Source organism: Nitrobacter sp. Nb-311A, assembly GCF_000152905.1.
Taxonomy (GTDB): domain Bacteria; phylum Pseudomonadota; class Alphaproteobacteria; order Rhizobiales; family Xanthobacteraceae; genus Nitrobacter.
Genome location: NZ_CH672418.1, coordinates 280,219 through 304,139, shown reverse-complemented (window position 1 = coordinate 304,139; position 23,921 = coordinate 280,219). Strand labels below are relative to the sequence as shown.

Here is a 23,921-nt window from a genome sequence, read left to right as displayed (position 1 = left end):
GACAGACAAAAATATGATCTGGCTAACAGGATGCGGAGACTGTCACGGGGGAGACCGTCACGGTTTGCCGCTTCGTGACTATAACGCTTGAGGCGCGCGTTCGGACAGCGACGGACGGAATAAAGAGGTCTTCAGGGTCTTTCACCGCTTTACGAAAACGGTGAGGATTTTAGCTTTTTGGTTTGGCGCGTTCTCTCACGCGAACCGGGATTCCCTCCTCGGGTCAAGCGTGAGAACATGCTTCGCTCGAAAACACCACCGTTCAGGATCGCAAATTGCAGGAAGGATCGGTCAACTCCCCGGCGGTTTCCGAAGCCGGGCGCGCTTCGGCAGTCGAACCGGCCACTGCACGATGTGATCCTCCAGTTCAGAATCGGGAATCTCATCCTCGGTGCCGCGAACCCGGCCACGCACCGAGACACCCGCCTCGTGGACGGTATTCGGGTCACCGGAAATCAGAGGGTGCCACCAATAGAGGTCCCGCCCCTCCGCAACCAGACGGTAACCGCAGCTCGGCGGCAACCAGTTCAAGGTACGGACATTGTCCGGCGTCAGGCGGACGCAGTCCGGAACCTGTTCGGAACGCTTCTGATAATCCTTGCAGGCACAGAGCCCGGCATCCAGAAGCCGGCAGGAAACATGGGTGAAGTAAATGTCGCCGGTATCCTCGTCTTCCAGCTTCTCCAGGCAGCAGCGCGCGCAACCATCGCACAGGCTTTCCCATTCGGCGCCGGACATCTCATCCAGAGATTTGGTCTTCCAGAAGAACCCATTCTGTTCCGACGCTTGCTGTTCCGACGCTTGCGGGGGTCGCTGGGTCATGTGAATACGCCAAGGGTTGTGCCGGGAGGTATGCCGAAAAGTCGCTTTCCGTCTATGGGCTTTGCCGGCACTGCGCGCAAGCGCCTCAGGGCCCGGGGCGCCAAAGTTGCGCCAGGCCGAAATCGCGACCGCCATTGGTTTATCATCCGTGCTCGGATAGAAGAAAACCGGCTTTCCCGAGGAGGCCATAATGATATTCCAGCGCGGTCTTGAGATGCCTTGGGTTTGCCGCAACATTCTTGCATGAGGTTGGCAAAACGGCGCCCCGGATGAAGGCGCTGCCATGCCGCAGATCGGTCACAGGCCCCGGTGCGCAACATCCTGCCCTCCGATTGGAAGAAACGAATCCGGCATCTCCTGCTGGACCTCGATGCGCGCATCGATTCGACCCTGTTCTCCTCGGCGGCCGGCACGCGCGAACTTTATGAGCGCTTCTCCACCTTCATGGACCGCTTTTATGTCGGCCATTGGAAACGCTGGGTATTCATCGAGCCGCTGTCGGAATGTGCAACCATAGGTCTTGGCGGTCTCGTTCTCCTGCTGGCGCTGGCACAACCGGCATTCCGCGAAACCGCCGACGAGGACTGGCTGAAGAAATCCGATCTCGCGGTGACGTTCCTCGATCGCTATGGCAATCGGATTGGCAGCCGCGGCATCAAACATAACGATTCGATTCCGCTGGAAGAATTTCCCGACAACCTGATCAAGGCGACGCTCGCGACCGAAGATCGCCGCTTCTACGATCACTTCGGCATTGACGTCGGCGGTACCTTCCGCGCGCTGGTGACCAATGCGCAAGCAGGTGGCGTGCGGCAAGGCGGCTCCTCAATAACCCAGCAGCTCGCAAAAAACCTCTTCCTCTCCAACGAGCGCACCATCGAGCGCAAGGTCAATGAGGCCTTTCTCGCAATCTGGCTGGAAACCCGACTGAGCAAGAACGAGATCCTGAAGCTGTATCTCGATCGAGCCTACATGGGCGGCGGAACCTTCGGCGTCGACGGGGCAGCGCATTTCTACTTCAACAAGTCGGTGCGTGACGTCAACCTCGCCGAATCCGCCATGCTCGCCGGCTTGTTCAAGGCGCCGACAAAATACGCGCCGCATATCAACCTGCCCGCCGCCCGTGCCCGCGCCAACCAGGTACTCGACAACATGGTCGATGCAGGCTTCATGACCGAGGGCCAGGTGTTCGGTGCGCGGCGCAATCCCGCTACCGCGGTCGACCGCCGCGACGAGAGCTCACCGAACTATTATCTCGACTGGGCATTCGAGGAAATGCGCAGACTGGTCGACACGTTTCCGCGCTCCTACACCGAGCGGGTGTTCGTCGTGCGCACCGCCATTGACATGAATGTGCAGCACGCGGCGGAAGAAGCAATCGAGAACCAGTTGCGTCAGTTCGGACGCGACTATCACGCGACGCAAGCGGCTACGGTCGTCGCGGATCTCGACGGTGGCGTACGCGCAATGGTGGGCGGGCGCGATTACGGCGCGAGCCAGTTCAATCGCGCGACGGATGCGTTGCGCCAGCCCGGATCATCATTCAAGCCGTATGTTTACACCACGGCGTTGCTCAACGGATTCACGCCGACATCCAAGATCGTCGACGGTCCCGTCTGCCTCGGCAACTGGTGTCCGCAGAATTATGGCCATTCCTATTCAGGGACTGTGACACTAACCCAGGCGCTGACGCGCTCGATCAATGTCGTGCCGGTCAAGCTCTCGATCGCGCTCGGCAAGGGTTCAAAGAACCCCGCTAAAGCCGGCCGCGCCAAGATCGTCGAGGTCGCCCGCAAGTTCGGCATCGTCACGCCACTGCCCGACACGCCCTCGCTGCCGATCGGGGCCGACGAGGTCAACGTACTCGAACACGCTGTCGCCTATGTGACGTTTCCGAACAAAGGCAAGGCGGTGGCTCCGCACGCGGTTCTGGAGGTCCGCACCGGCGCGGGCGATCTGGTGTGGCGTTACGATCGCGACGGTCCCGCACCGCGCCAGATCATTCCGCCTTCGGTCGCCGCAGACATGGCGGGCATGATGAGTCATGTGGTCAGCGAAGGCACCGCGCGCCGCGCGATCCTCGATGGCATTCCGGCCGCGGGCAAGACCGGCACCACAAACGCTTATCGCGACGCCTGGTTCGTCGGCTACACTGGCAACTTTGCGTGCGGTGTCTGGTACGGCAATGACGACTATTCCCCCACCAACCGCCTGACCGGCGGCGCGCTACCCGCCCAAACCTGGCACGACATCATGACAGCCGCACACCGCGGCATCGAAATCAAAAATATCCCCGGTGTTGCAACGCCAGCGAAATCGATCGCCGACGCGACTGCCAAAACCAATGCCGGCCAGGACAGTCCAACCCCGGCGCCCCCGCCTATCCTGACCAAGCGCGGAGCCGATATCCTGGTCCGTGTGGAAAAGATGCTTGATGAAGCAGCCAGGACAATCGGAAAAACATCAGCCAAAGAACCGGTCAATCCGGCTCGCTCGGACGCCCTCAATCCCGCCTTGCCCAACGGCGACGCCAAAAGCCTCGCGGCCGCAACGTCCAGCGACCGAGCAATCCCGGCGTCAGGCAAGAAATAGAGCGGGATCACGAAGTGTACCTTGTTCGCGTCGCTATCAACAATGGAATGATCACGGATGATCTTGGATCTTTCTGATCCAGACTTGGCCTGCTTCCGAGATTCGCATTACAGAAGCGCGACTCGAATGGCGGGTGAACCGCCATAGCGCCGCTTGTGATTCCACACTTCAGATCAAAGGCGTACAATAGATCGTCTGGACCTCAATACCGGAGCGCCGACACGTGCGGCTAATCATCGTCATTTTGCTGGGCCTCGGTCTCGCCACCGCGATAGGCCTCGGAGCGACCTGGATCACCACAACGCGGGGCACCGATCTCGGCACGCTAACCATCGGCGCATGGAAGGCAAAGCCAAGGATTGGATCCGCTGAGATCGACCCTTATTCGCGCGCCGCAATTGCGCGTAGCGGAGAGCTGCCGATCGGAGCTGGAGACGGCATAGCATTCCTTGCCACGGCCGACGACGCCAAGCGACCGCTCGATGGCCGGTGCGAAGTCATCGTCAGCGGCGTCACACCGGCGGCCCGGTTCTGGACGCTGACGCTCTACGACCGCAAGGGCTATCTGGTGGCGAACTCGCTGCAACGCTATGGCTTCACCAGCCGGGAGATTGTGCGGAGCTCCGACGGCTCATTCGTGGTGCATGTGACATCTCGCGCGCGCGCAGGCAACTGGCTGCCGACCGGCGGCATCGAGCGCTATGTGCTGATGCTTCGCCTCTATGATACGCCCGTCGGCGTGGGGACGAGAACCCGACGCGATGCTCCAATGCCTTCCGTCACGACGGAGAGGTGTTCATGATCCGCCTGCTGTTTGCGATCGTCGGCGGCCTTTTGCTTGGCGGGATCGTACATTTCGTCAGCGTATTGGCGCTACCGCGGATCGCCTCGCAGGACGCCTATTCGCGGCTAACGAAAATGACGACGCTGAACGCCGTGACGCCTTTGCCGCCGGCGGATCCCGGCAACTCGCTGATGCCTTTCATGGACCCCGCGTTTGCGCTCGCGGTCTGCCGCTACGACCTATCGGACGGATCGATCAAGCTCACGGTACCTGTGAGCGAGGCCTATACGTCGGTGTCATTTTACACCCAAAGCAACGTCGCCTATTACGCCATCAACGACCGCTCAGCCGGACGCAAAGTGATCGAACTCAACCTGATGACCGAAACGCAGCATCTGGAGTTGCCGGAAGAAGAGGATGTGACGGCCGCTGACCGCCTCATCATCGATTCCCCCTCGGCCACAGGTCTGATCGTTCTGAAGGCGCTGGCGCCCGAGCCGGGCATGATGGAGCAGGCGAAATCTTCTCTCGCCGCCGCAAGATGCCAGCTGCAAACTGAGCCGCCCGTGGTGAAGCCGGAAACGAAACGGTAGGCGCGGACGATCCAATAAAGCTACCCACGCGTGCGCAAGGCGCGGCCGATCACGGGGCCAGAAGCCACGGGCGGATTGGCGGTCAAGGTCGCGAGGTGCCCAATCAGGCGATCTGCGTCGGCCGCCATGCCATCCGGCGCATGAACCACCAGATGCTCGAGCGCCCAGCGATAGGATGCTATCCGCTGCTCGAGGCATTGCTGCACCCACTGCACGATCAGAGTGTTTTCCTCCATGCGGGCGACGGCGTCAGCGCGCTCACGCGGCGACAGGTCGGATACGAATCTCAGGCTGGCGTTGCGCTTGCCGTCGAGAACGAAGACCTGCCGGGCGGTATTGAAAAAGGGGTCAAAACGGGTGATGTCATCGCGGACGTCATCGATCAATTGCGCATAGCGCGACGTGTGAGAACGGTGCGGCTCGTCGATAAGCAGGCGGCCGTAAGCGGAGCGATCGAATGACGGCTTTTGCCGCCATGGCACAGCCAACGGATCGTAGTTGCCGAAGACACTCTTCCAGGCCGGCCGCGAATGCGGCGGCTCGACCAGCGGATAGGCGAGATCGCGTAACAGCCGCTCGTCGTCGGTTAGTTGAAACCGCGACGCCTGACGGCCGATGCTGCCAGTTGCTTCCGCGCCCATCCAGCGGTGCATGTCGTCGTTGCGTGCATCCTGACGAACGCGACCGAAGTCGCCGCCACTGCATGCAGCAAGCATAATGCCGGGTAGAATCACGGAAACAAGCGAAGTGAGGCGTAAACGTTTCAGCCCTGCCATGGCGAGCGGCGTCCCCTGCATCTGCCGCGCCTGGATCAGGAGCGGGCACGACGGCGACGTCGGCGCCCCGCAGCCGCCCCCTCTTCCGGACCGCTGCCGCCGCTGGTTTCGTCGGTTGTGCGGTCGATCCGTATTACCGGCAGGATCACGACCGTTCCGCCCATGTGATCCGAAGAGCGATTTACCGTTAATCCCAGCCGCGAAGCATTTGCCGGAAATGCAATAACGGTGCCCATGCTCAGTTTCTCCTCGCCCCAGCGCTCGTCGCGATTTGGGCAACGGCGCGCCCGGATTTAGAACCCCGCATGGTTAACGGCCTGTTAACGGCAAGCTATTGGTTTTATTGATGGAGGGGCGACGAACGACAACCGCGTGCGCCGGTATGTTCTCTTGCCGTTCCAGGATTGCGCCACGGCCCCGCCGGCATGGCCCTTCCGGTTGATGGACCCCGCTGAAGTTCAAGCGCCGCACCAAATCCAGCTATGCCGATGATAAGGCCGTGGACGATTTTGCTCGCGTCGCCCGAGATGAGGGCGCGCGTCTCTCGATTACGACCAGAAGAAGCGCCCGGCAGAACCACTGAGCAGCGACGAAGCCCCGCAGATAACCTCGACGAGATCGCGAGATTGTTGGGGCAGGATAAGACAGGCCGCGGGTCGTCTTAATTTGAGTGATTAAATCGCACTCGGTGGTTGCAATTATCATAAAAATCGTCCGATACTGCAACCTGCCGTCCAAGGCTGGGGATGCGAATGTCACACTGGACGATATCTCAAGCCTGTTTCTTTACGAAGCGCTCCGCAGTTTCGATCACTTTCTGCCGAGACTCGCTATCCGCGATTTGCATAAAAGCCTTTATCAGGCGGTTCGCGTCGTTCAGATGATCGCCGCGTTCTCCGCTGACATCACCGCGCATCTGCGTGAGCAAGCTCCGCAGCGCATCCAAGGTTTCGTCGTTCATAATAATGCTTCCTCGGTTAGGATAAATGCCAGAACTCGGTAAATATGAAGCACTTCAAAAATCGATCGACGACGCCTGGGACATAGCCAGGCGGCTCGATTTAGAGCTACTCAAATTCCTTCTGGAAATGGCGAAACTTGAACTTTATCGGGAGATAGAGGCCGCGATCAATTCAAGCACGGCCGAGCGTCCTGAAAAGGAATCGCCGCCTTGCCAAACGCTACAATAACACCAGAACGTTAACGAGATCGCGGTTTTTATAGTTAATTCAGTTCCTGAATACTAACCATTTTCCCTCCGAGGGTTTCTGTTAGAAGCAGTGAAAGCCCGACGCTACGAACAGACCCCGGGCTAGTGCGGGTGGAACAGGCCTGGAAGAACAGGCCAGGAGTATCCCCGATCTGGTCTCCTTACCGGCGATACTGGCCCTGCTTAACACGACCCAGATATCTGTTTTTGCGCGGGATCAAATAGGCCGCTCCATCAACACCCACCCGAGCAGCGCCAACGTCACGCCCGCGCCGAGCGCCTTACCTGCGAGGTCGGGGGCGACTGTGGTTTATCAGCAGCATAAGTCGCTTTGAAAACGACCAACCCCTTGCGACGACTCAAGAATCCAGATGAAATCGCGGGCGATTCGTCTTGAAAAGAAAAACGGCCACCGGTTGCACCCGGAAGCCGTTTGGATCGAGGCGAGATGTGCAAAACCCGTTGTCGTCGCACATCCTGAAGGAAAGACCTCGATTGAGTGCACAACACTCTGATTTGGGTACCTCTGTCAAGACGACAGCCGTTGAACCAGTCAAAGGGAAAGAACATGACTGGAACGAAGTCTGGCGGCGGTCGCCGCGAACCCTCGTATCGTATCAAGCCGACTGATGTTCCGATTATCAAGAAGCGCATCGCTATCGGTGACTTCTTGAACCGGATCGCAGCGGACTACGATGTGAACCCCGGACGGATTTCTGAGATCAAGAAGGGGCGTAAGTTCGCGCACATCCAAGCCGCACGCTAGGCAATAACGGGGAGGCGCAGCGAAAGTTGCGCCTCTTCCCTTCTAGCCGCATCCTCCCAACACTATTCCGATCCCCAACAGCAGAGCCGCCTGCACCGAGCACCCTGCCCGCCAGATCACTCCCGCTGTCGCAGAGGCGCATCCAGCCTGCGACAAAGACCAACACGATTCCGAAGCTGAACAGCAGGGAGCCGATGGGGGCGAGGATGGTGGTCATGTCCCTGCCCTCGGATCAACGATCGTGAATCCCGCGATCGAGCGCGGATGAACGCGGGTCTTGCCCCGGCCTGAATTGGCATCCCAAACCAGCCACGTCCTGCCGTGCAGGTGCCGCTTGAGCACGAACACATGGCCTCGCCTCGCCGCGACCATGCCCGGTGCCGGAGCGGCCCTTGGGAAGCGCAGCCAGTTCGCCGCGAGGTTCAATCGCGGGATGATCCGACCGAAGATATGGAGCGAAGCCCCGCAGCCGCAGTATCGGCGCGGGCAGCCGCGTGGACGGCCGCCGACGATGCGCCCCGCACCGGTCGCCATGACACGATGAAGGCCGGGAGGGATCGGTTTAATTGCGGGATTTTCCCGTAATAAGCGGGATTGTTGAGACATATCAATATGGTGCCGATGATGCCTCAGCCTCGCATCGGCGCTCGACGCAAGCAGGGCGGCGCAAAGCGCCGCCAGAATGACGGTTGGTCGCATGGTGATCTCCGATGTTTCAGGTGAAGGGCTGGTTCAGCCGCGCATCCAGGCGGCGATCTTGGCGATCGATTCCCCGACCATGACGAAGCCGGCAAGGATGCCGATCAGCCCGACGATCACCCACTTCATGAACGTGCCGACTGTGCGGATGGCGCCGACGAGGCGGATACCGTCATTGAGCGTGTCGATTTCGTCATCGCGCAGATTGGAGAGGAAGTCCTTGGTGCGCTCCGGGAGGTCGTCGAACCGCCGTGCATCGCTCATTGCTGCCCGCCCTTACTTCTTGATGATGCGCGCGACATTCTCAAAGCCGCGCTTTGCAAAATAGAACCCCACGATGAGATTCGCCGTTGTCTCGATCCAGCCGCCGAGCGGGTCGGTTGACCCAAGCCCGAGCACCTTGTCGTAGATCAGCAGCTTGCCAACGTAGACCGCGACGGCGTAGCCCATGAGCTTGTCGGGCTCATACCAGTGGCCCAGCGCGGCGACGCGATATTCGGACTGCACCTCGATCTCGCGCTGCTGGACGGCCAGCTCGCGCGTCGCCAGATCAGCGGCGATGCGATCGGCGTCATTGCCGGCCGACAGCTTGGCCTTGTAGGCGTCCAGCGCCTTGTTCAGCAGTGGGCCGGTGAGCAGCGACGCGAGCCATGAGAGGACGGCAGTCACTTCGCCACCTTTGCGATCGACCGCAGCCGCGCCACGATGGTGATGCCGGAGACCAGCATCGCGAAGTAGCCGAGATACTGAGGGTTATCTTTCAAGAGCGTCATCACCTGGTTCTTGAAGTCCGGCGCGCCAAGCAGCGTAGCCAGCGGGTCGACATAGTCGAAGGCCACAGACGACGCGGCGACGACGAGCGACCATGCAACGGTCGCCGACCGGCCGAACAGAGCCCACACCTTTCCCCAGAAGGTATCGGCCTCGGCATAGAATCTCTTCAGCGCGGGCAGCGCCCTGAGAACCGGTCGCGCGAAGATCACGTAAGCGGCGATGAGCCCGGGGATGATGAACAGGAACCAGATCATTTTGCCCTCCTGAAGATTGCGATGATGGCCATGAAAAAGGCCGTCCAAACGGACGGCTGCGGGGTGGGTTGAGACAACTGCCGATCGGGCGGCGCGGGATCAGGAACGGGCTCGGGAGGCGGTACGACCACGGCGGCCACTTCGACAGGCGCTTTCAGCCCGCGCTCAAACAAGGCGGCTTCCTTGTCGCGACGGATCAACAGGCCCCGCAGGCTGTCGTCACCCGCCCAGATACGCTTCATCGATCGGAGTTCTGTCGGGATCGCCGAGAAGCGCTTGGCGGCCATATGCGCCCTGATGTTGCGCATCTCCTGGTAACGCGAACCGGAATTGCTGAACGAGGCGCCCCGATTGTAGACCAGCGACACCAGTGCGCCCTTGCAGTCCGGCGACAGCTTGTCCCAATTCGGCAGATTATCGGCGAGCGCTACGTATTTCGGCAGGGACGTGTTGCTGAACACCGCCAGGGCGGCGGCCCATGGCACGTCAACCTTGCTGCGCACCGACGCCAGGGCGCTCGCTGCTCGCGTTCCGGTTAGCCCTGCGACGGAAGCAAGAGCCAGAACCATAGGGACCGGCAGCACCCCTCCCCAATCTGAGCGAATCTGTGCGGCGGTCGAATAGCCGCAGTCGTAACCGATCCCGATCGTGACCCCGGACGCACCTCCCGGCCGGGTCGGCCGACGATAGAGCTTGTTGTAGACCGCCTCGCTCGACACTTCGAACTCGACGATCAGATCAAAGGCAGCCTGGGAGATGCCGTGCAGCCGCACGCCAGCGCCCCCGGAATCGAGGTTGGGCATTGGTGGTCCTTTCGTTGACTTTTTCGAAATGATCGCGGGTAATAAGATTCACCGAACGGGAATCAAAGACCATGGATTATGCTATCGCCCGAAGGGGGCTGACCGCTCTTGCGCCCGGAGATGTCGTTGCGCTCCGATCTGGAGGCCCGCGAATGACAGTGGTTCAAGTGCTCAAGGATCAGGTCGAGTGCACTTGGTTTGTGAACGGTCAACCGGTCAAGCAAAGCTTCCCGCCAAGCTCATTGCGATACATGGACGTGATCGGAACGATTTGTCGCTGGTTTGTGAGCGATTAGCGTCCTCGGTCAGTGATCCCGGAAATGGTAATTCCTAGCTCCGTAATTTTTTTCGCCTGCTCCGCTACGATCCGTTCGAGAATCGAGATGCGCTTCCGTGCATCCTTCGCACCCCACAGGGCAAGAGGCGAGAGTTGGCCATAGTCAACGGTCCAGACATCACCTTCACTCGATGGCTTATGCACCGCCTGAGGGAAGACCTTTTCCGTTCGCTGTGCAGTAACGCCCAACATGGTGACCCCCGGTCTCGACTTGAACTCGTAATCACCGACCCACAGTTCGTCCAGACGCCGCCCCCAATCGATGCCCGACTTATCGAACTTGGTTTTCAAGCGCTCATCAGATGTTGTCGCGTAAGTGACGCCGGTTCCGTTGTAATTGATGTCGCCAACGACAGAACCGTTGCGATAGAACAACTGAAAGCTGTTGCCTGATACCATCCCGCTCCCGGCGCGAATTTGTACCTGCCCATAGTTTGAATTGACTGACGCTAATATGCCGGGGCTAGAGCCAAGCGGACCTAATGTTAACGACGATCCGATGGTACTGGAAGAAATGCTGGCAGCGGTTGAGAAGCTGAGATTACCGCCAACCACAGCCGAGCCGCTCAACGTCAGCAGGCCGCTTGAGTGCGTGACGGTGTAGTTGCCGTTGGCAAAGTTAAGGACGCCACCACTAGCCAAGTACACGTCGGACCACGAAGATGAAGCCGTACCAAGCCCTCCACCATCGTTGGTCGCAGGCGAAAGATTGCCACTGTCATCAAGAGTTACCTGCGAATCCTGAAGGATAGTGCCCGTGGTGCTGTCGAAGCGTGCGAGTGCATTGTCAGTCGACGACGCTGGGCCACTGACATTCCCCGAACCTGCCGGTGTTGCCCATGTCCCGTCGCCCCGCCAGAACGTTGACGATGATGCGCCAGTCCCGCTGTTCAGGTTCGCAACCGGGAGATTTCCGGTCACGTCAGAGCCGAGCCTTACCGTCAGAGTGTTGCTCGCGCCGCTAATGGTTTTGTTCGTGAGTGTGGCGATGGCAGCGTTCTTCGTCGCATCAGACGTGTTATCGACATTGCCGAGCCCGACATCACCCTTGACCAGGCCGGTCGGCGTCGTGATCGCGGGAGACGTGAGCGTCTTGTTGGTCAGGGTCTGAGCGTCGCTGGTGCCCACCACGGCTCCGGCCGGCGCGGTCTTGAGCGCGAAGGCATCCAGATCAGCGTCCCACGCCTGCACGTCGGAGCCGATCGCAACGCCGAGGCTGGAGCGTGCAGCCGATTCCGTGGTCGCGCCGGTCCCGCCATTGGCAACCGCAATGGTGGTGCCGTTCCACGTTCCGGCCGTGATGGTGCCGACAGTCGCGATATCGGTGCCGATCAGCTTCGACGCGGCGATGCTGCCGGCCAGCATACTGTTGGTGACCTTCCCTGCCCCGATCGCCGTGGTGCAGGATCCGGCCGAGGTCGAGATATCGCCGGTCAGCGCCGGCGCCTGGGTGCAGGCCCATGAGCCCGAGATATCAGAGAACGCCGGCTGCGAGGCGTGTGGGACGCCGGACGTCGAGATCGAATCCAGCCATTGGCTTGCGGTCGGCGCGATGGACTGCACGCCGCCGAGCGTCGAGCTGGTCGGATCAGGCAGCCGCGCGGCCGGCAGCGTGCCCGTGGTGAGATCGGACGCATCGCCCGAGGTCGCCACCGCCACGATCGGCGCACCGTTACGGTATGGCGTCCAGACGTGCGTGGAGGTATCGAGCGCGCCATAGGTGACCCAGATCGCGCCGTCGTAATATTTGAACAGCACCGGGCTCGCTGCGGTGTCCGCCCAGCATTGATACGGCAGCGGCGCGCCGGACGGACCGTTCGCCGGCGCCGAGGATCCCCACGAACACGAGGCCAGCGCCCGCAGGCCGGGATTGAGATAGGTGCCGGCGAAGGTCGACATCGACATCGGACCAGTGGTCGGCGCGACGTAACTCGATTGCTCGGCCGCCATCGCAGGCGTGACAAGTAACAGCGCAGCGCAAAGCGCGCCGGGAAGGCGTTTCTGCAGCATCGGATGAATCCTGTTTGGGCTTTAAGGAATAACGCGAATGACGCAACGCGCAGTCAGCGTCGGCTGCACGGTTCGGAACGAAGCACCGGACCCGCCGGACGACACGGTGCCGGCGGGCGTGTATCCGCCGCTCGAAAAGAGGAATGTGGCCGAAGTCGACGGAGCCAGCATTTGGAACGGGCCAACGCCGCCCGAGGATTGAAACCCGAATTGGCCGGCAACAGAACCCTGCACGACGTTGGCTGACGGCGAGTTGACGGTGATGGTCGCGGGCGTTCCGGTAAAATCGAACGTCGTGCTGGGAAGCTGCGACTTGCTGGTGAGGTTGTTCTTCTCGTTGCCGAGATCGACGTTCATCGCACTGGCGTACTTGCCGGCCCAGGTCGCCGTCAGCCGACCGGCGCCGACATCAAGGCCCGCGATGACCCGGCCGCGGCAGTCGGGCACGCCGATGGTGGTGTTGTCGCCGCCGGTGCCGTAACCGGTGAGGAACACGGTCACCGGCGCGGTGCCCGACGACGTCACGCAGGATGAGCTGTTCAGCGTGATCGTCTTCGCGACCGATGAAAAATCCGCAACGGTACATCCGGAGCCGATTCCCGTGCCCTCGACCGGCATCCCCACGCCAACATCCAGAACGTCATCCGCGACCGTGATGACGGCGTTCCCGTTGATGCGGGTGCCGTTCTGCACCTTCACCATCTTGGCGGCATAGGCCGGATAGCTCGCCCGCGAGATCGCGCGGCCGTCGCCCGGAAGGTAGAGATCGGGCACCGCGCCCTGGAACGAATAGTCAGGACGCCCTACGGCCGCGACATCGATCGGAATGCCGCTGTCCCGGATGAATTGCGTGACCTCCCAATTGCCGGAGCCGAGATGGGTGACGATCGCCCGGTCGCCCGCGGCCGTGGTCAGGTCGAACCCGCCCGGCACCCGCAAGGCTGACGAGTTGGTCAGGACCAGCGCGCCTTCGAAGCGCAGGATTTTCACCGCCCCTTCCGGCGCGCTCGAGCCGAAGCCCGCAACCGTCGTGGTGCCGGTGACGGTGACGTTGGCCTGCGGTACCGAGCCGAGATCGACAGTGGAGCCGGACGCGATGGAGGCAAAGCCGCCGCCGCCGATCGTCCCGATGAAGGCGCTTGTGGTGGGATCGAAGCCGCCGAGCACGGCCCATCCGCCGTTGATGTACCGCTTCCAGCTCCACGGCGTGGTGGAATCGTCGATCCATTCCAGCCCGTCGACGGTCGCACTCTCGACGTTGGCCGGCGCACTGTTACCCTTGTTGCCGCTGGCGATGGATTTGAAGGCGTCGCCGATCTTCTGGCTATATTGCACCCCGGTATAGATGCCAGACGTCGGCGGGACCAGTTCGTTCTGAACCGCATAGGCCGAGAACAGAGACTGCACGGCGCCAGCCGCGAACATGCCGCTTATCGTCGCGATGGCGACGATACTGAGACTTCGTTTCATGGATGTGACCTTCAGTAGCCGCGAACCAAAAGATTGACGCCGGCGCGGGCGACGTTGCTGCCGGCGTTGACGACATGCACGGTGCAGCCCGCCAGCGTGAGGTTGGTGACCTTCACCTCATCGCCGTTGGCGCCGTTGATGATGGCGCGCTGGACGTGCGGGACGTTGGCGCCGTTCGGGCCGCCGTTGAACGGCGTCGGCGCCAACCCGCCGGCGGGAATGCCGTCAAAGCCGCCGGAGTAGAACACCACGTCGAGACCGGTGTCCGGCACATCCAGCTCGGTGTAGTCGTCGTTGCGGTCGGGCACGTCGACGAACCATCGAAACTTGGTGCCGGTCGCGTCGGTCGTGGCATCATTCGTGATCAGCACGAAGCCCGGCACGAAATAGCGCGCCACCCGCGTGCCGGATGAAATCGCGACCCAATCCAGCCAGGTGATGTCACCGGCGAAGATGTCGGCCGGATCGAAGATATCAGGCGCGGCGAAGACATCGGTCTCGCCCTCGACCGCAAAGCGCCAGATCGGAAACGCCTGGATGAACCGCGTCGGCGAGGTGCCGAGAACATCGCCTGAGCCGAGCACATCAAGCTGCGCCAGAAAGTCATCGCCCTGCAGCACGCCGGAGGCCTCGAATTCCGTCCAGAACCGGCATTCCGCCGGCCGGCCGATGTCGACGATGGTCGGCGAGACATAGACCGCGATGTGCAGGCCATCGAGCGCGAGCTGGTCGATGATTTCTTGGGCAAATGCCTCGCCTATCGATTCCCCGACATCGGTGCGGATGAAGCTGCCGCTGATCACGCCGCCGTCGAGGCTTCCCGGCCAGCCCTCGGTGAGTTCGTCTCTCGACACAATGATGTTGCGCGAGATGATCGAGCCCGCGATCGTGATCGACGATGTCGTGACGCTGTAGATCCGGCTCGCGAACGGCGACAACACATAGGCGCGAATGTGATAGGTGCCGTCGCCGGTCGTCGGCCATGGCGGCTGGGTGACGACGTCGCCGACCACGAGGCCGGTGTCCCAGCTCGTTCCCTTGCGGACCTCGTAATAGACCGTGCGCTGGTCCTGCACCGTGTCCCAGCCGAGCACGGTCTGGCCGTCGACGCTGCGCTGATGCAGGTTGGTGATATCGCCCGGCGGGAAGGTGAGCCCGAGCAGCGACAACTGCGATGTGGTGACCCAATTGGAGACCGTGCCATCGGCAAAGATGCATCGGACCCGGTAGGTCCACGACCCGGCCGAGGTCAGCGGCACGTCGACGCTGGTGTGCGGCGGCAGCACCGAGGCGACCGTGGTCCAGACGCCGCCGCCGTCATTGTCGATCGACTGCACCTCGAACGAGGCGATCCGGCCGAACCGTGGCACCTGCCAGGACAGACGCACCAAAGCGCGAACCGATGCGCCATAACCGTCGATCACCTCCAGCCAGGTCAGGCCCCGCGGCGGCAGCGAGAACGGGTCAGTCGGAATCGTGACGTTCGGATTGTAATCCGGGATCGCGCCGCTATCGGCGCTGGAGATCTCCGGCGCATCGTCGACCAGCGTCAGCGTCGCGATCAGGTCTTTCTGATGCGAGATGCCCTGCACCCGGTAGACGGCCGATTCCCGGTCAGTCTCGCCAAAGCTGAACAAGGTCCCCTGTGTGACGCCGGTGAGATCGCCGACCAGCGTCAGCTGCAGGTAATCACCGGCTGCGGTCTCCTCATCGACGGCGCGATCGATGGTGCGCGCATCCTCCGGAACGCGAAACTGTATGCCGTAGGTCTTGCCCTCCTCGATCGTCACCTGTTCGTCGAAGGTGACTACCTGCCCATCGACCGATTTGACCCGACCCGAGGCCAAGCCGATCAGCATCACGTCATAGGTGACGCGGACGCGGTCGCCACGGGTGCAGACCAGATGCTCCCAGCCCACGTTCAGCGTGATCTTCTCAGGCCGGAGCCGCGATTGCGCGATGTGAAACCGGCCCAGTTTCCAGATCTGCGCCGGATCGGTGACGCCGGGAAACTCGATGCCTTCGAACAGCGAGGCGTTGGCTGCGCTATAGCCGTCGTCATAAACGATGCGCTCGTCCTGGGTGTAGCCGTTGGCCGCGTTGATGAACGAGACGCGCCAGCCGTGCGGCTGCTGGACATAAGGCTTCTGGCCCTGGAATCCCCAGGAGTTGCGCGGCGTGAAGTGCTGCACGATCGGATCGGACGGCCGGTCCCAGACCACACCCCATTTGCCGTCAAGAAAGGTTGGAACGGCGCGGCCGGCCGCCGCGATATCGCAGAGCTTGTCATAGACTGAGCCCGCGCCGGTCACGACCTGGTTGAACTTGAACCCGTTGATCTGGCAGTAGTTCGACCATTCGATCAGGCTTGCGAGATCGATCGCCGAATCCGGCCGCGGGCGCGCATTGGCCGGCCCCTGCAGCACATGCCGGAACAGGTCGGCGGGATTATTCGTCGTGACGTTCGGGACCCATGTCGAGCCGTTCGACGAATTGGCAACGATGCTCATCACCTCGCCGTTGAAGGTATCGATCACGCCGGACAATTGATCGGTCGCGCGGATGCGCAGCGCCGTGAGCGCCAGCCACTTCGGAAACCTGATCGGCTGCTCGATCTTGACGCTGCGCAGCGCGGTCCAGACGATCTTTTCCTTGATCTTGTCGTCGTTCTTCTCGGCATTGACCTTCTGGACCATGACCTCGTATTGGCCGGGGCTCGGCAGCACGACGCGGGCGCCGCGCCGGGTCGGGCTGGTCGATCGGGTAAAATGCACAGCCGCGAAAATCGTCCAGCTACTGCCGCCGACAGGGCGATAATAGGCATTGCACTGCACGTCATAGCCTTCGGCATCGCCGGTCTTTTCGTTGATGATGTAGATGCCTTCCGTCGCGGTCCAGTCGACAGAGACCTCGCCTGTCTCGGGAGGTGTGGTCTGGATAATCGAATCCACCCCGCCCGTGAGCGTGATGTTCAGCGGCACCTCGTCGACCTGCATCGGATAGAGCGTGATCGGCGCATCGCCCGGAAACCCCTGCCGGTGCTCGACCTGGTAATCCGAAAAGGACGACAGCGGCGTCTCGCCGATCTTGAGCGATGACACATCGATATAGAGCGGCCCATAGCCCCAGCAGAACAGCAGCCGCAACCACTGATCCTCGCCGACGATTTCGGTGTAGGGCTTTGCCGCAAAGAACGGTGACAGCCGATGCCGCCCGAGGACCACAGGGACTATACCGAACGGATTTTGCTGGTTCTGCGCGCCCTGGATTGAATTGAGCGACCTTGAGTTGACGGTCTGTTGCTCGGCCGGAGGTCGCACCGGAAACAGCGCGTTGAGCGCCAGCGTCCCGGCAAGCATGATGCCGCCGGCGGCCAGCGCCGCGGCGGTCGAGGCTCCGACCGTGATGCCGGTCGCACCGAGCGCCGTGACCAGCGCCGGCGCCGCATAGGGCGCAATCACCAGCGCCGCGACCGTCACCACAAGGCCCAGCACCGAGCGCCAGATGTTGCCGCCATCCTGCAAGCGCGGGATGAAGGTGACGGTCGCGCCTTGCTTGACCCGGACCCGCGACCAGTTCTCCTCCGGAATGATGTGATCGTTGATCCGAACGATCAGGTCGCGCCGCCGATGCCAGCCAGGCTTGTGACTGAGCGCCTCGCCCAAAATCTCTGTGATCGACCATCCGGCCGGAACGCGGCAATGAATGCGAGCGCCGGCCACGGCGTTGAGCGGATGCGTGGTGCCATAGACCGAAACCGTCGCCGCCGGCGGGATCAGCTCGCCGTCGATCACCGCAGGTACAATCGCGTGCATTCATGCGTTTCCGTAGCGGTAGAACCCGACAACGCGGTTGGCGAGCGATCCGGAGCGATAGCGCTCGATCCGGCTCGTCATTCCCTTTGAGACGTGCAGCAACCGCCCCGGCGATGTGACGATACCGATGTGGCGAGGAAAACGGCCCTCGCGCATCAAGACGCCATCGAACGGTTGCTCCTGTCCTTCGGCGATCATCGACCACGCATCCAGCCGGCCGGCAATCAGCCGAGCCATGGCGGCACGATCAGCGGCGGTGACGTACTGCTCGGCATAGGACGGCAGGTCGATGCCGCGCAGCTCACGCATGACAAGCGCGACCAGCCCCCAGCAATCGACGCCAGTGGCCGGGTCCCTGCCCTTGTCAAGGTACGGGATGCCAACAAATCGGTCAAACATATCTTCACCGAGCGGCACCCGACCCTCTATCCTGAAACAGCACATGACGAAGGAGGAAGACATGGATAACGACAAAGCGAGATCGATCGTCGCCGCCGGCAAGGCTCACGGCCAAGGCGGCGTCATTCGCCTTCTACTGGCCTATTGCGCCGGCCGAGAGCCCGACCCGAGAGCGTGGCTGACGCACATCCAAGGTCTTGCTGAAAGGAAGACTTGAAGGGCACGGCGATGCCGGGCCTCAGCGATCAGGAGGGCCTACTGGCGATGAACGCCGGACTTCTGACCATTAGAGATCTTTTTGACGGCCTGGAGACGTAACGGCCTATGCTTCCAGATCATCATCTTGCGCCGCTTTGTATCTGCCGTCACCTTCATGTCACCTCTCAATAAAACAGCCCCGGAAAATACGCCGGCGAGAACGTGCCCGACGGGTACGGCTCTGTGACCAACGCGTCGATCGTGAGGTCGAACGTCAGGAACGATGCGTCATAGGTCAGGTTGGTCATGTCCATGGCCGGCCAGGTCATTTCGACGGTGTCGGGGTCCGACGCCAGAACCACCTCGATCTTGACCGCCGGCGGTGTCGACACCGAGCGCGCCAGCGGGATCAGGCCGCGCGTGACATTCGCGATCGTCAGCTTCGAGGCCGGCGGCGACTTGTCCTGCTCGTCCGGCAGCGTCACGTCGATGCCGGCATAGAGGAAATCGATCCCGCGAGATCGCGTGCGGTACATCAACGGATCGGTCGAGAAGCGCTCGGTCGGGTCGGTCGACAGGTAAATCGGCTCAGGCAGCTCGGGGTGCGTGATCGTGACCAGCAGGATCGGCACTTCGCCGGATTCCTGCCCGAACAACTCCTGACGGAAATTGAGCGACAGCACTCTCATGGCAACACCATCAGCGTGAGGTCGACGCGATAGAGGCTATTCGACAGCCTGAACCGGGTCGGGGCGCTTCCCTTCGGAAACTTGACCAGCAAGGTCTCATCCGCCGCCGTCTGGCTCGGGAACTCGAACGGGAGCGAGCCGCCGAGAAGCGTTTCGTCGAAGAAGGTGCGCAGCGTCTCGAACTGCGCTCCCGTCATCACCATTTGGCCGGACATCGGGCGTGTGGCCGCAGTGGTGCGCCGGCGAGATATCGGCGGACCAACATCAGGCGCATATTCCAGCACACTGTCCGCAAGCCCCTCGCGGAAGCTATCGAGCAGAAGATACCGCGGGAGCGTTTCGGGCCAGGCGTCAACCATCAGCGTCTCGCCAATCTTCCGCGTTCACTTAGCGTCCGGTTGGTCGCGCTCCCTGGATTGGCGACATTCTTCGCCGTGATTGAGTCCACGAACGCTTCGATGTTGATCTGCCCGTTACTGCTGCTCTGCTGCACCTGACCCGCCCTCGTTGAGTCTTCAATCAGGTTCACCGTGATCCGCGGCGCGGACGATCGCCCACCTGCCATAACCGTCGGAATGTCGACGGCGCCGCCATTCGCGAAGCTTTTCCGCAGCCGTTCCAGTTTGTCGACGCCGATCGCCCTCACGCTTTCGGCGTCGAACACATACTCGCCCTTATGCACCACGCCGGCTGGCTGATATTTGCCGCCGCGGCCGGTAAAGCCGCCGGTGTCGAAGCTGCCAAAGCTGAACGCGCCGGCGAGCGGATTGAACAATGACGATCCGCCACCGCCCAGCATCCCGGCAATCGGCCCAAGCACCGCCTTCTTGATCGCGATCCGCGCCAGCTCGTGCATGATAATGTTCGTCATCGATTTGAACGCATCGGCAACCGAGCGTGTGCCGGTGATGACATCGGCAAGCTCGTCAGACATCCGATCGAGCGACTGGACGGCGACCTGCTCAAGCTGCTGGCCGATGTTGGCCGATTCCCGCGCGAAGGTAGCGAGAGGGCCATTCAACTGCTCAAGCTGCCCGCGCGCCTTGGCGTAGGCGTCGGCCAGCTCATTGATCTTCGCCCGCTGTGCCTCGGTGACCTCGGTGTTCGCCTTGCCGGCGCGATGATTGGCCTCCCGCGCTGCCGTCTCCAGTTCGACCACGACCCGCGCCCGCTCCCGCGCTGCCACCGTTTGGTCGATGGTGGACACTTCGACGCCCATCAGGTCGATCTGGCGCTGTGTCATCGCCATCCGGCGCTCGAATGTGTCGCGATCGGAGCCGGCGCCCTTCTTCGCCGTCGCGGTTACCGGGTTATCCTTGAGGCTGATTTTTTTTGTCGCGAACGGCGAAAAGGCGTCGTCAAACCTGCTCGACGCGGGCTTCTTGGCCGCCGCCTTGTCCGCCTCCGCGTTGGCGGCCGACATCGCCTTGCGCAGCGCGTTGAATCCTTCCGCCCGACTGGCGATTGCATCGCCCGCAGCCCGCTGAGCGAGCGATCCGGAGGTGTCAAACAGGAAGCGGTAAAGGTTCTGAAACGACGGGTCATTCCAAAGGTTCTGCGCGGCCGCGCCAAGGGCGTCCAAGCCTCTGTTGGTGTCCTGGAGGCTCTTGCTACTCGCCAGAGACGTGAAGGCGTCAGCGAGCTTGGTCACGGCAGCGGCGAGCGTATCAAGGGCCGACGTTGCCGCCCTGCTCGCGCCGCTGGCGTCATTGATGCGCTTGGCCGCGTCAACGGCGGCATTCTGCAACCGCTCGAACCCCTGCGCAACCGTGAGTGACGCGCCGGCAACCTGCTGGTTGAGCATCACGGCTCCGGCCTGGAACCCCTTGAAGAACGCGGCCGACGACACCTTCCCGTCGACGACAAGCTGCCGCAGCTTTGCGACTGACCCGCCGGCCTCGGTGATGCCGTTGGCCGCGGCCTGCACGATCGGCAGCGCGCCTTCCAGCATCGAATTGAATTCCTCAGCCCGCACCACACCGGAGCCGAGCGCCTGCGATAACTGCAACAGCGCGCCGGATGATTCCGCCGCCGACTTTCCCGACACGCGCAGCGCGACGGCTACGTTGTCGGTAAACTTGAGCAGTTGCTCGGTCGAGACGCCGAGCTCTTTCTGTACCAGGCTGGCGCGGCCATAGAGCTGCACCAGAGCCTCGAGCGGCGCGGCATTCTTCTGCGCCGACACGAACAGCGCGTCATAGACCTTGGTCAACTGCTCGCCGGAGAGGCCGGCGACCTTCAGGGCGTTATCGATGCGCGTGGCGGTGTCGATGAGCTTCTGTGCCTCGCGCACGGAGAAAGCAGCCGCGAGGGCGCCAACCATACCCTTGCCCAGCCCCGCGAAGGTTCCGCCCATCTTCTTGCCAAGCCCATCGAACTGTTTCTCGATATTTTTGGTGCTGGCGCGCGAGTCCGTTTCCAGCTTCTTGAGCGCGCGCTGGATCTGGCGGGTATCCGCCGAGATCGACAACACCATTTGCTCGAGGTCTTGGGCCATCAGCCGTATTTCTCCAGAAGCTTCGCCATCTCGTCCTCATCAGGAGGATCGGTCCTGTCGGGGTCGGCGTGCATCTCGTTGAAGATGTCGACCGCGTCGAAGAACTCTGTGACGGTCACCGCCCAGAAATCCGCCGGCCGCCAGCCCATCGGTCCGACAGCGGTTTTCAGCCAGTCGCGCCAGGGGAAGGGCTTGTCGTCCTCGTCGCCGGCGCGCCTTCTTCGTCGGCTTCGGCTTTTCCCTCGGCATCCTTGAGGTGATGGCTAAGCGCCATGCTGAACGCCTTGGCGCAGGCCGGGAAGTCGGAAAGCGACAATTCCGCCGCGGCGCGCGCCCCGTCGCCCTTGACCGCGAGGTGCTGCACACCGGCGATCGTCGCCGCAACCTCGACGCCGAGCAGACGCTGATAGAGGTCGCCGAACGATTTGCAGTCCAGCGCGGTCGAGACCGCAGCCAACCTGCCGATCTCGGCGGCGATCACCAGATCGACAGAGCCGACGCGGAGCGGCACTTCGCCCCGCGCGCCATTTGCTGACAACGCCATCGGTTACGCCCCGATAACGTCGGCGGTGCCGCCACTGGTCGCGGTCGCGCTGCCCGACGAGTTGGTGGCGGTGACCGCGACCGTGATGGTGGCTCCGATATCGCCGGTAACAGGGATGTAGGTTTCCTCCGTCGCGCCAGAGATATCCGCACCGTCCTTCTTCCACTGGAAGGTGAACACCGCCGAATGCGTCCAGGTGCCGACGTTCGCCGACAGCGTCTGACCCTCCTGGGCGATGCCGGCGATCGACGGCAGCAACGTATTGACCGGCGCGCCGGACTCGGCCGTGAAGGTGAGCGGTCCCGCCGCCGAGAAGGTAGCCGAGAACTCCACATTGCCTTCCATTTCTCCAGATGCCTCATAATCGGAGACCATCCACGAGCCGGCATACGTACCATCACCTGGCACGACCACCTGAGCGTTGAACAACTCGCCGGCGCGGATATGGCCCATCAGGATCGCCTGAGTGGCACCGCTGATAAACTTGCCGGAGCCGGTGAAGGTGCGGTTGACGATGCCGGGTTCGGCGGTTTTCTGCACGGCCCCGCCGGGATTCTCGCAATCCGGCACGGTCGTATCGATCTCGCTGGCTGACAGGTTGAAACTGCGGGTTGTCAGGCCGCACAGATTGGCGAAGGCTTCCGGGCTTCCCCCGTCCCCAATCTTGATGAGAAGCAAGCGGCCTTTTTGCTGCGACATGAGAGCGTCCTTTCACGACAAAGCGCCCCGCGGTCGCAGGACGGTCAAGGTTGAAATTTGCGGGTAGTTACTCGGTGACGATGGCGACGAACTCGACGACGCCATGAGACGTCAATCCATCGGCATCGCGGAAAACGCGGGTTTGTCGATGCTGCAACGTGATAACGGTGTACGTCGCCAGCGTAGCATCCCAATTGTGCATCGATTTCGCGACGGCGTGCGCAATCTTCTCAGCTTCGACAAAACCAACGCCGCGTGACCAGACATCAACGCCGAAATTGATCTCGTAGCCGGTAACACACGTCGCATCATCTTGCAGAATGTCGACGCGGGCGAAATTGACATACGGAAACGGCGCATCTTCGGGCACGTTGTCATAGACGCGGCCGCCGATCAGAGTCGACAGCGCCATATCGGCCTTGAGCCGCGCCACAATTACGCCCTGCAATTCCAACGATGGCGAGGTCATCCGGATTTGGCCTTTCGGATCGATTTATTGACGGCGTTCGCCATCTTCCGGCGAATTTTCTTCCGCATCGCCCGGTAGGTCGGGAAAATATGAGGCTGCGCCTTGGTCGCGGCATGGGCGCGGTAGGCGCGCGTCAAAATGAATACATTGCGATAATTCCGGTTGCGTCGTGGAGCCTGCGCCTCGTGCGCCTTCGTCCCAAATTCGAGAAAGCGCCACGTGAACCACGCGAAGATACCCCACGCATTCTTGTCTTTTGTGAGCTGAAGGCCGATCGGCTTCTCCAGATCGTTCCTGCCTTGCAGCGGTCCCGCCTTGATCGAATCTGCATAATGTCCGGTGTCTCGCGGCGCGCGCGCCCTGATCGCGGCGGCTAGTTCCTTCGTCGCCTCCATCTGCGCTTGCGCAAGCTCTTCATTGATATTCGGTACCATATTCATAAGTTTGCGCATCACGGCATCACGGCCGAGGAATTTAGCCTTGATCGCCATCAGATGACACCCATGTCACGCGCGTCGCAGATGATCGACTTGATCTCGGGGGACGGCTCAAAGACGATGCGCCCGGCGCCGATGTAGTGCGTCGCCGGATCAGAGAGCTTCGTTTCACCATCCAACAAACGCTCGATGCGCCTTTCCAACGCGCGATATTGCTGTCCGTGGCATGTCGCGAGAGCGCGGAAAATCCGTTCGACATCAGCAATGGCGTCGTAGATCAACTC

At 61.7% G+C, this 23,921-nt stretch carries 27 protein-coding genes; 7 read left to right on the top strand and 20 right to left on the bottom strand.

The genetic code is table 11. From position 1 onward, the window contains the following. Positions 1-291: 291 nt before the first annotated feature. Complete coding sequence (locus tag NB311A_RS14770) at positions 292-822, bottom strand: YcgN family cysteine cluster protein (protein ID WP_040675481.1); 531 nt, start codon at positions 820-822, stop codon at positions 292-294. A gap of 309 nt (positions 823-1,131) precedes the next feature. Between NB311A_RS14770 and NB311A_RS14765 the strand changes: the two genes are divergently transcribed. The 3 genes from NB311A_RS14765 (at position 1,132) to NB311A_RS14755 (ending at position 4,791) form a co-directional block, all read left to right on the top strand. Next, positions 1,132-3,414 carry a transglycosylase domain-containing protein gene (locus NB311A_RS14765; protein WP_009799421.1) on the top strand — a complete coding sequence of 761 codons (2,283 nt, stop codon included), beginning with the start codon at positions 1,132-1,134 and terminating at the stop codon, positions 3,412-3,414. Positions 3,415-3,637: 223 nt separating this feature from the next. Beyond that, a complete protein-coding gene (locus NB311A_RS14760) occupies positions 3,638-4,216 on the top strand; it encodes a DUF1214 domain-containing protein (RefSeq protein WP_009799420.1) in 579 nt (192 codons plus the stop codon). Then, complete coding sequence (locus tag NB311A_RS14755; protein WP_009799419.1) at positions 4,213-4,791, top strand: DUF1254 domain-containing protein; 579 nt, start codon at positions 4,213-4,215, stop codon at positions 4,789-4,791. The genes NB311A_RS14760 and NB311A_RS14755 overlap by 4 nt, the downstream gene beginning before the upstream one ends. 20 nt (positions 4,792-4,811) lie before the next feature. On the opposite strand, the gene NB311A_RS14750 is transcribed toward NB311A_RS14755, so the two are convergent. Together NB311A_RS14750 and NB311A_RS14740 are read right to left on the bottom strand one after the other, a co-directional pair. Next, positions 4,812-5,507 (bottom strand): hypothetical protein, encoded by a 696-nt coding sequence (locus tag NB311A_RS14750; RefSeq protein WP_009799418.1) that lies wholly within the window; start codon positions 5,505-5,507, stop codon positions 4,812-4,814. An 832-nt stretch (positions 5,508-6,339) separates the two neighbouring features. After that, on the bottom strand, positions 6,340-6,528 hold the full coding sequence (locus NB311A_RS14740) for a hypothetical protein (RefSeq protein WP_009799416.1): 189 nt from the start codon (positions 6,526-6,528) through the stop codon (positions 6,340-6,342). A gap of 25 nt (positions 6,529-6,553) precedes the next feature. On the opposite strand from NB311A_RS14740, the gene NB311A_RS14735 reads away from it, so the two are divergent. Both NB311A_RS14735 and NB311A_RS14730 read left to right on the top strand, forming a co-directional pair. Further along, entirely contained in the window at positions 6,554-6,757 is a 204-nt protein-coding gene (locus NB311A_RS14735; protein WP_009799415.1) for a hypothetical protein, read from the top strand. 588 nt (positions 6,758-7,345) lie between these two features. Further along, positions 7,346-7,543: a hypothetical protein gene (locus NB311A_RS14730; RefSeq protein ID WP_131522921.1), complete on the top strand. Its 198-nt coding sequence runs from the start codon at positions 7,346-7,348 to the stop codon at positions 7,541-7,543. Between the two features lie 213 nt (positions 7,544-7,756). Here NB311A_RS14730 and NB311A_RS14725 read toward each other — a convergent pair whose 3' ends face one another. The 5 genes from NB311A_RS14725 to NB311A_RS14705 are packed head-to-tail and all read right to left on the bottom strand — an operon-like array spanning position 7,757 to position 10,073. Further along, entirely contained in the window at positions 7,757-8,242 is a 486-nt protein-coding gene (locus tag NB311A_RS14725; protein WP_040675366.1) for a hypothetical protein, read from the bottom strand. 33 nt (positions 8,243-8,275) lie between these two features. Beyond that, positions 8,276-8,506 carry a hypothetical protein gene (locus NB311A_RS14720; RefSeq protein WP_009799412.1) on the bottom strand — a complete coding sequence of 77 codons (231 nt, stop codon included), beginning with the start codon at positions 8,504-8,506 and terminating at the stop codon, positions 8,276-8,278. A gap of 12 nt (positions 8,507-8,518) precedes the next feature. Continuing rightward, on the bottom strand, positions 8,519-8,911 hold the full coding sequence (locus NB311A_RS21385) for a hypothetical protein (RefSeq protein ID WP_009799411.1): 393 nt from the start codon (positions 8,909-8,911) through the stop codon (positions 8,519-8,521). Continuing rightward, positions 8,908-9,270: a hypothetical protein gene (locus NB311A_RS14710; RefSeq protein ID WP_009799410.1), complete on the bottom strand. Its 363-nt coding sequence runs from the start codon at positions 9,268-9,270 to the stop codon at positions 8,908-8,910. The genes NB311A_RS21385 and NB311A_RS14710 overlap by 4 nt, the downstream gene beginning before the upstream one ends. Continuing rightward, positions 9,267-10,073, bottom strand: coding sequence for a hypothetical protein (locus NB311A_RS14705; protein WP_009799409.1), 807 nt, complete (start codon positions 10,071-10,073; stop codon positions 9,267-9,269). Before NB311A_RS14705 ends, NB311A_RS14710 begins: the two co-directional genes overlap by 4 nt. A 71-nt stretch (positions 10,074-10,144) precedes the next feature. Here NB311A_RS14705 and NB311A_RS23230 point away from each other — a divergent pair, with 71 nt between their 5' ends. Then, positions 10,145-10,369 (top strand): YodC family protein, encoded by a 225-nt coding sequence (locus NB311A_RS23230; RefSeq protein ID WP_009799408.1) that lies wholly within the window; start codon positions 10,145-10,147, stop codon positions 10,367-10,369. Here the strand turns inward: NB311A_RS23230 and NB311A_RS14695 are convergent. The 4 genes from NB311A_RS14695 to NB311A_RS14680 are packed head-to-tail and all read right to left on the bottom strand — an operon-like array spanning position 10,366 to position 18,104. Further along, the gene (locus NB311A_RS14695; protein WP_009799407.1) at positions 10,366-12,420 is read right to left on the bottom strand and encodes a tail fiber domain-containing protein; all 2,055 of its coding nucleotides are present in this window, start codon (positions 12,418-12,420) and stop codon (positions 10,366-10,368) included. The two genes, NB311A_RS23230 and NB311A_RS14695, sit on opposite strands and share 4 nt — an antisense overlap. A 21-nt stretch (positions 12,421-12,441) precedes the next feature. Continuing rightward, positions 12,442-13,890, bottom strand: a complete 1,449-nt coding sequence (locus tag NB311A_RS14690) for a hypothetical protein (RefSeq protein WP_009799406.1) — start codon at positions 13,888-13,890, stop codon at positions 12,442-12,444. Between the two features lie 11 nt (positions 13,891-13,901). Then, entirely contained in the window at positions 13,902-17,705 is a 3,804-nt protein-coding gene (locus NB311A_RS14685; RefSeq protein ID WP_009799405.1) for a host specificity factor TipJ family phage tail protein, read from the bottom strand. Continuing rightward, positions 17,706-18,104, bottom strand: coding sequence for a C40 family peptidase (locus tag NB311A_RS14680; protein WP_040675363.1), 399 nt, complete (start codon positions 18,102-18,104; stop codon positions 17,706-17,708). Positions 18,105-18,165: 61 nt separating this feature from the next. On the opposite strand from NB311A_RS14680, the gene NB311A_RS22070 reads away from it, so the two are divergent. Continuing rightward, positions 18,166-18,321 (top strand): hypothetical protein, encoded by a 156-nt coding sequence (locus NB311A_RS22070; RefSeq protein WP_165475267.1) that lies wholly within the window; start codon positions 18,166-18,168, stop codon positions 18,319-18,321. 166 nt (positions 18,322-18,487) lie between these two features. Here the strand turns inward: NB311A_RS22070 and NB311A_RS14675 are convergent, their stop codons facing one another. From NB311A_RS14675 to NB311A_RS14635, 8 genes are all read right to left on the bottom strand, one after another. After that, the gene (locus tag NB311A_RS14675) at positions 18,488-18,991 is read right to left on the bottom strand and encodes a DUF1833 family protein (protein WP_009799401.1); all 504 of its coding nucleotides are present in this window, start codon (positions 18,989-18,991) and stop codon (positions 18,488-18,490) included. Then, positions 18,988-19,350 carry a hypothetical protein gene (locus NB311A_RS14670; RefSeq protein WP_009799400.1) on the bottom strand — a complete coding sequence of 121 codons (363 nt, stop codon included), beginning with the start codon at positions 19,348-19,350 and terminating at the stop codon, positions 18,988-18,990. The genes NB311A_RS14675 and NB311A_RS14670 overlap by 4 nt, the downstream gene beginning before the upstream one ends. Further along, positions 19,350-21,488, bottom strand: a complete 2,139-nt coding sequence (locus tag NB311A_RS14665) for a tape measure protein (RefSeq protein WP_009799399.1) — start codon at positions 21,486-21,488, stop codon at positions 19,350-19,352. Before NB311A_RS14665 ends, NB311A_RS14670 begins: the two co-directional genes overlap by 1 nt. Positions 21,489-21,654: 166 nt before the next feature. After that, positions 21,655-22,032 carry a hypothetical protein gene (locus tag NB311A_RS14660; RefSeq protein WP_009799397.1) on the bottom strand — a complete coding sequence of 126 codons (378 nt, stop codon included), beginning with the start codon at positions 22,030-22,032 and terminating at the stop codon, positions 21,655-21,657. Positions 22,033-22,035: 3 nt separating this feature from the next. Beyond that, positions 22,036-22,731: a phage major tail protein, TP901-1 family gene (locus tag NB311A_RS22675; protein WP_009799396.1), complete on the bottom strand. Its 696-nt coding sequence runs from the start codon at positions 22,729-22,731 to the stop codon at positions 22,036-22,038. A gap of 67 nt (positions 22,732-22,798) precedes the next feature. Next, positions 22,799-23,200: a DUF3168 domain-containing protein gene (locus NB311A_RS14645; RefSeq protein ID WP_009799395.1), complete on the bottom strand. Its 402-nt coding sequence runs from the start codon at positions 23,198-23,200 to the stop codon at positions 22,799-22,801. Continuing rightward, entirely contained in the window at positions 23,197-23,691 is a 495-nt protein-coding gene (locus tag NB311A_RS14640; protein WP_009799394.1) for an HK97-gp10 family putative phage morphogenesis protein, read from the bottom strand. The genes NB311A_RS14645 and NB311A_RS14640 overlap by 4 nt, the downstream gene beginning before the upstream one ends. Next, positions 23,691-23,918, bottom strand: coding sequence for a hypothetical protein (locus NB311A_RS14635; RefSeq protein WP_131522920.1), 228 nt, complete (start codon positions 23,916-23,918; stop codon positions 23,691-23,693). Before NB311A_RS14635 ends, NB311A_RS14640 begins: the two co-directional genes overlap by 1 nt. Positions 23,919-23,921 lie beyond the last annotated feature (3 nt).

Excerpts from the sequence above, each read along its gene's own strand:
- NB311A_RS14770 (WP_040675481.1), bottom strand. The coding sequence starts at position 822 with ATGACCCAGCGACCCCCGCAAGCGTCGGAACAGCAAGCGTCGGAACAG.
- NB311A_RS14755 (WP_009799419.1), top strand. The coding sequence starts at position 4,213 with ATGATCCGCCTGCTGTTTGCGATCGTCGGCGGCCTTTTGCTTGGCGGG.
- NB311A_RS14750 (WP_009799418.1), bottom strand. The coding sequence starts at position 5,507 with ATGCTTGCTGCATGCAGTGGCGGCGACTTCGGTCGCGTTCGTCAGGAT.
- NB311A_RS14740 (WP_009799416.1), bottom strand. The coding sequence starts at position 6,528 with ATGAACGACGAAACCTTGGATGCGCTGCGGAGCTTGCTCACGCAGATG.
- NB311A_RS14735 (WP_009799415.1), top strand. The coding sequence starts at position 6,554 with ATGCCAGAACTCGGTAAATATGAAGCACTTCAAAAATCGATCGACGAC.
- NB311A_RS14730 (WP_131522921.1), top strand. The coding sequence starts at position 7,346 with ATGACTGGAACGAAGTCTGGCGGCGGTCGCCGCGAACCCTCGTATCGT.
- NB311A_RS14725 (WP_040675366.1), bottom strand. The coding sequence starts at position 8,242 with ATGCGACCAACCGTCATTCTGGCGGCGCTTTGCGCCGCCCTGCTTGCG.
- NB311A_RS14720 (WP_009799412.1), bottom strand. The coding sequence starts at position 8,506 with ATGAGCGATGCACGGCGGTTCGACGACCTCCCGGAGCGCACCAAGGAC.
- NB311A_RS14710 (WP_009799410.1), bottom strand. The coding sequence starts at position 9,270 with ATGATCTGGTTCCTGTTCATCATCCCCGGGCTCATCGCCGCTTACGTG.
- NB311A_RS14705 (WP_009799409.1), bottom strand. The coding sequence starts at position 10,073 with ATGCCCAACCTCGATTCCGGGGGCGCTGGCGTGCGGCTGCACGGCATC.
- NB311A_RS23230 (WP_009799408.1), top strand. The coding sequence starts at position 10,145 with ATGGATTATGCTATCGCCCGAAGGGGGCTGACCGCTCTTGCGCCCGGA.
- NB311A_RS14695 (WP_009799407.1), bottom strand. The coding sequence starts at position 12,420 with ATGCTGCAGAAACGCCTTCCCGGCGCGCTTTGCGCTGCGCTGTTACTT.
- NB311A_RS14690 (WP_009799406.1), bottom strand. The coding sequence starts at position 13,890 with ATGAAACGAAGTCTCAGTATCGTCGCCATCGCGACGATAAGCGGCATG.
- NB311A_RS14685 (WP_009799405.1), bottom strand. The coding sequence starts at position 17,705 with ATGCACGCGATTGTACCTGCGGTGATCGACGGCGAGCTGATCCCGCCG.
- NB311A_RS14680 (WP_040675363.1), bottom strand. The coding sequence starts at position 18,104 with ATGTTTGACCGATTTGTTGGCATCCCGTACCTTGACAAGGGCAGGGAC.
- NB311A_RS22070 (WP_165475267.1), top strand. The coding sequence starts at position 18,166 with ATGGATAACGACAAAGCGAGATCGATCGTCGCCGCCGGCAAGGCTCAC.
- NB311A_RS14675 (WP_009799401.1), bottom strand. The coding sequence starts at position 18,991 with ATGAGAGTGCTGTCGCTCAATTTCCGTCAGGAGTTGTTCGGGCAGGAA.
- NB311A_RS14670 (WP_009799400.1), bottom strand. The coding sequence starts at position 19,350 with ATGGTTGACGCCTGGCCCGAAACGCTCCCGCGGTATCTTCTGCTCGAT.
- NB311A_RS14665 (WP_009799399.1), bottom strand. The coding sequence starts at position 21,488 with ATGGCCCAAGACCTCGAGCAAATGGTGTTGTCGATCTCGGCGGATACC.
- NB311A_RS14660 (WP_009799397.1), bottom strand. The coding sequence starts at position 22,032 with ATGGCGTTGTCAGCAAATGGCGCGCGGGGCGAAGTGCCGCTCCGCGTC.
- NB311A_RS22675 (WP_009799396.1), bottom strand. The coding sequence starts at position 22,731 with ATGTCGCAGCAAAAAGGCCGCTTGCTTCTCATCAAGATTGGGGACGGG.
- NB311A_RS14645 (WP_009799395.1), bottom strand. The coding sequence starts at position 23,200 with ATGACCTCGCCATCGTTGGAATTGCAGGGCGTAATTGTGGCGCGGCTC.
- NB311A_RS14640 (WP_009799394.1), bottom strand. The coding sequence starts at position 23,691 with ATGGCGATCAAGGCTAAATTCCTCGGCCGTGATGCCGTGATGCGCAAA.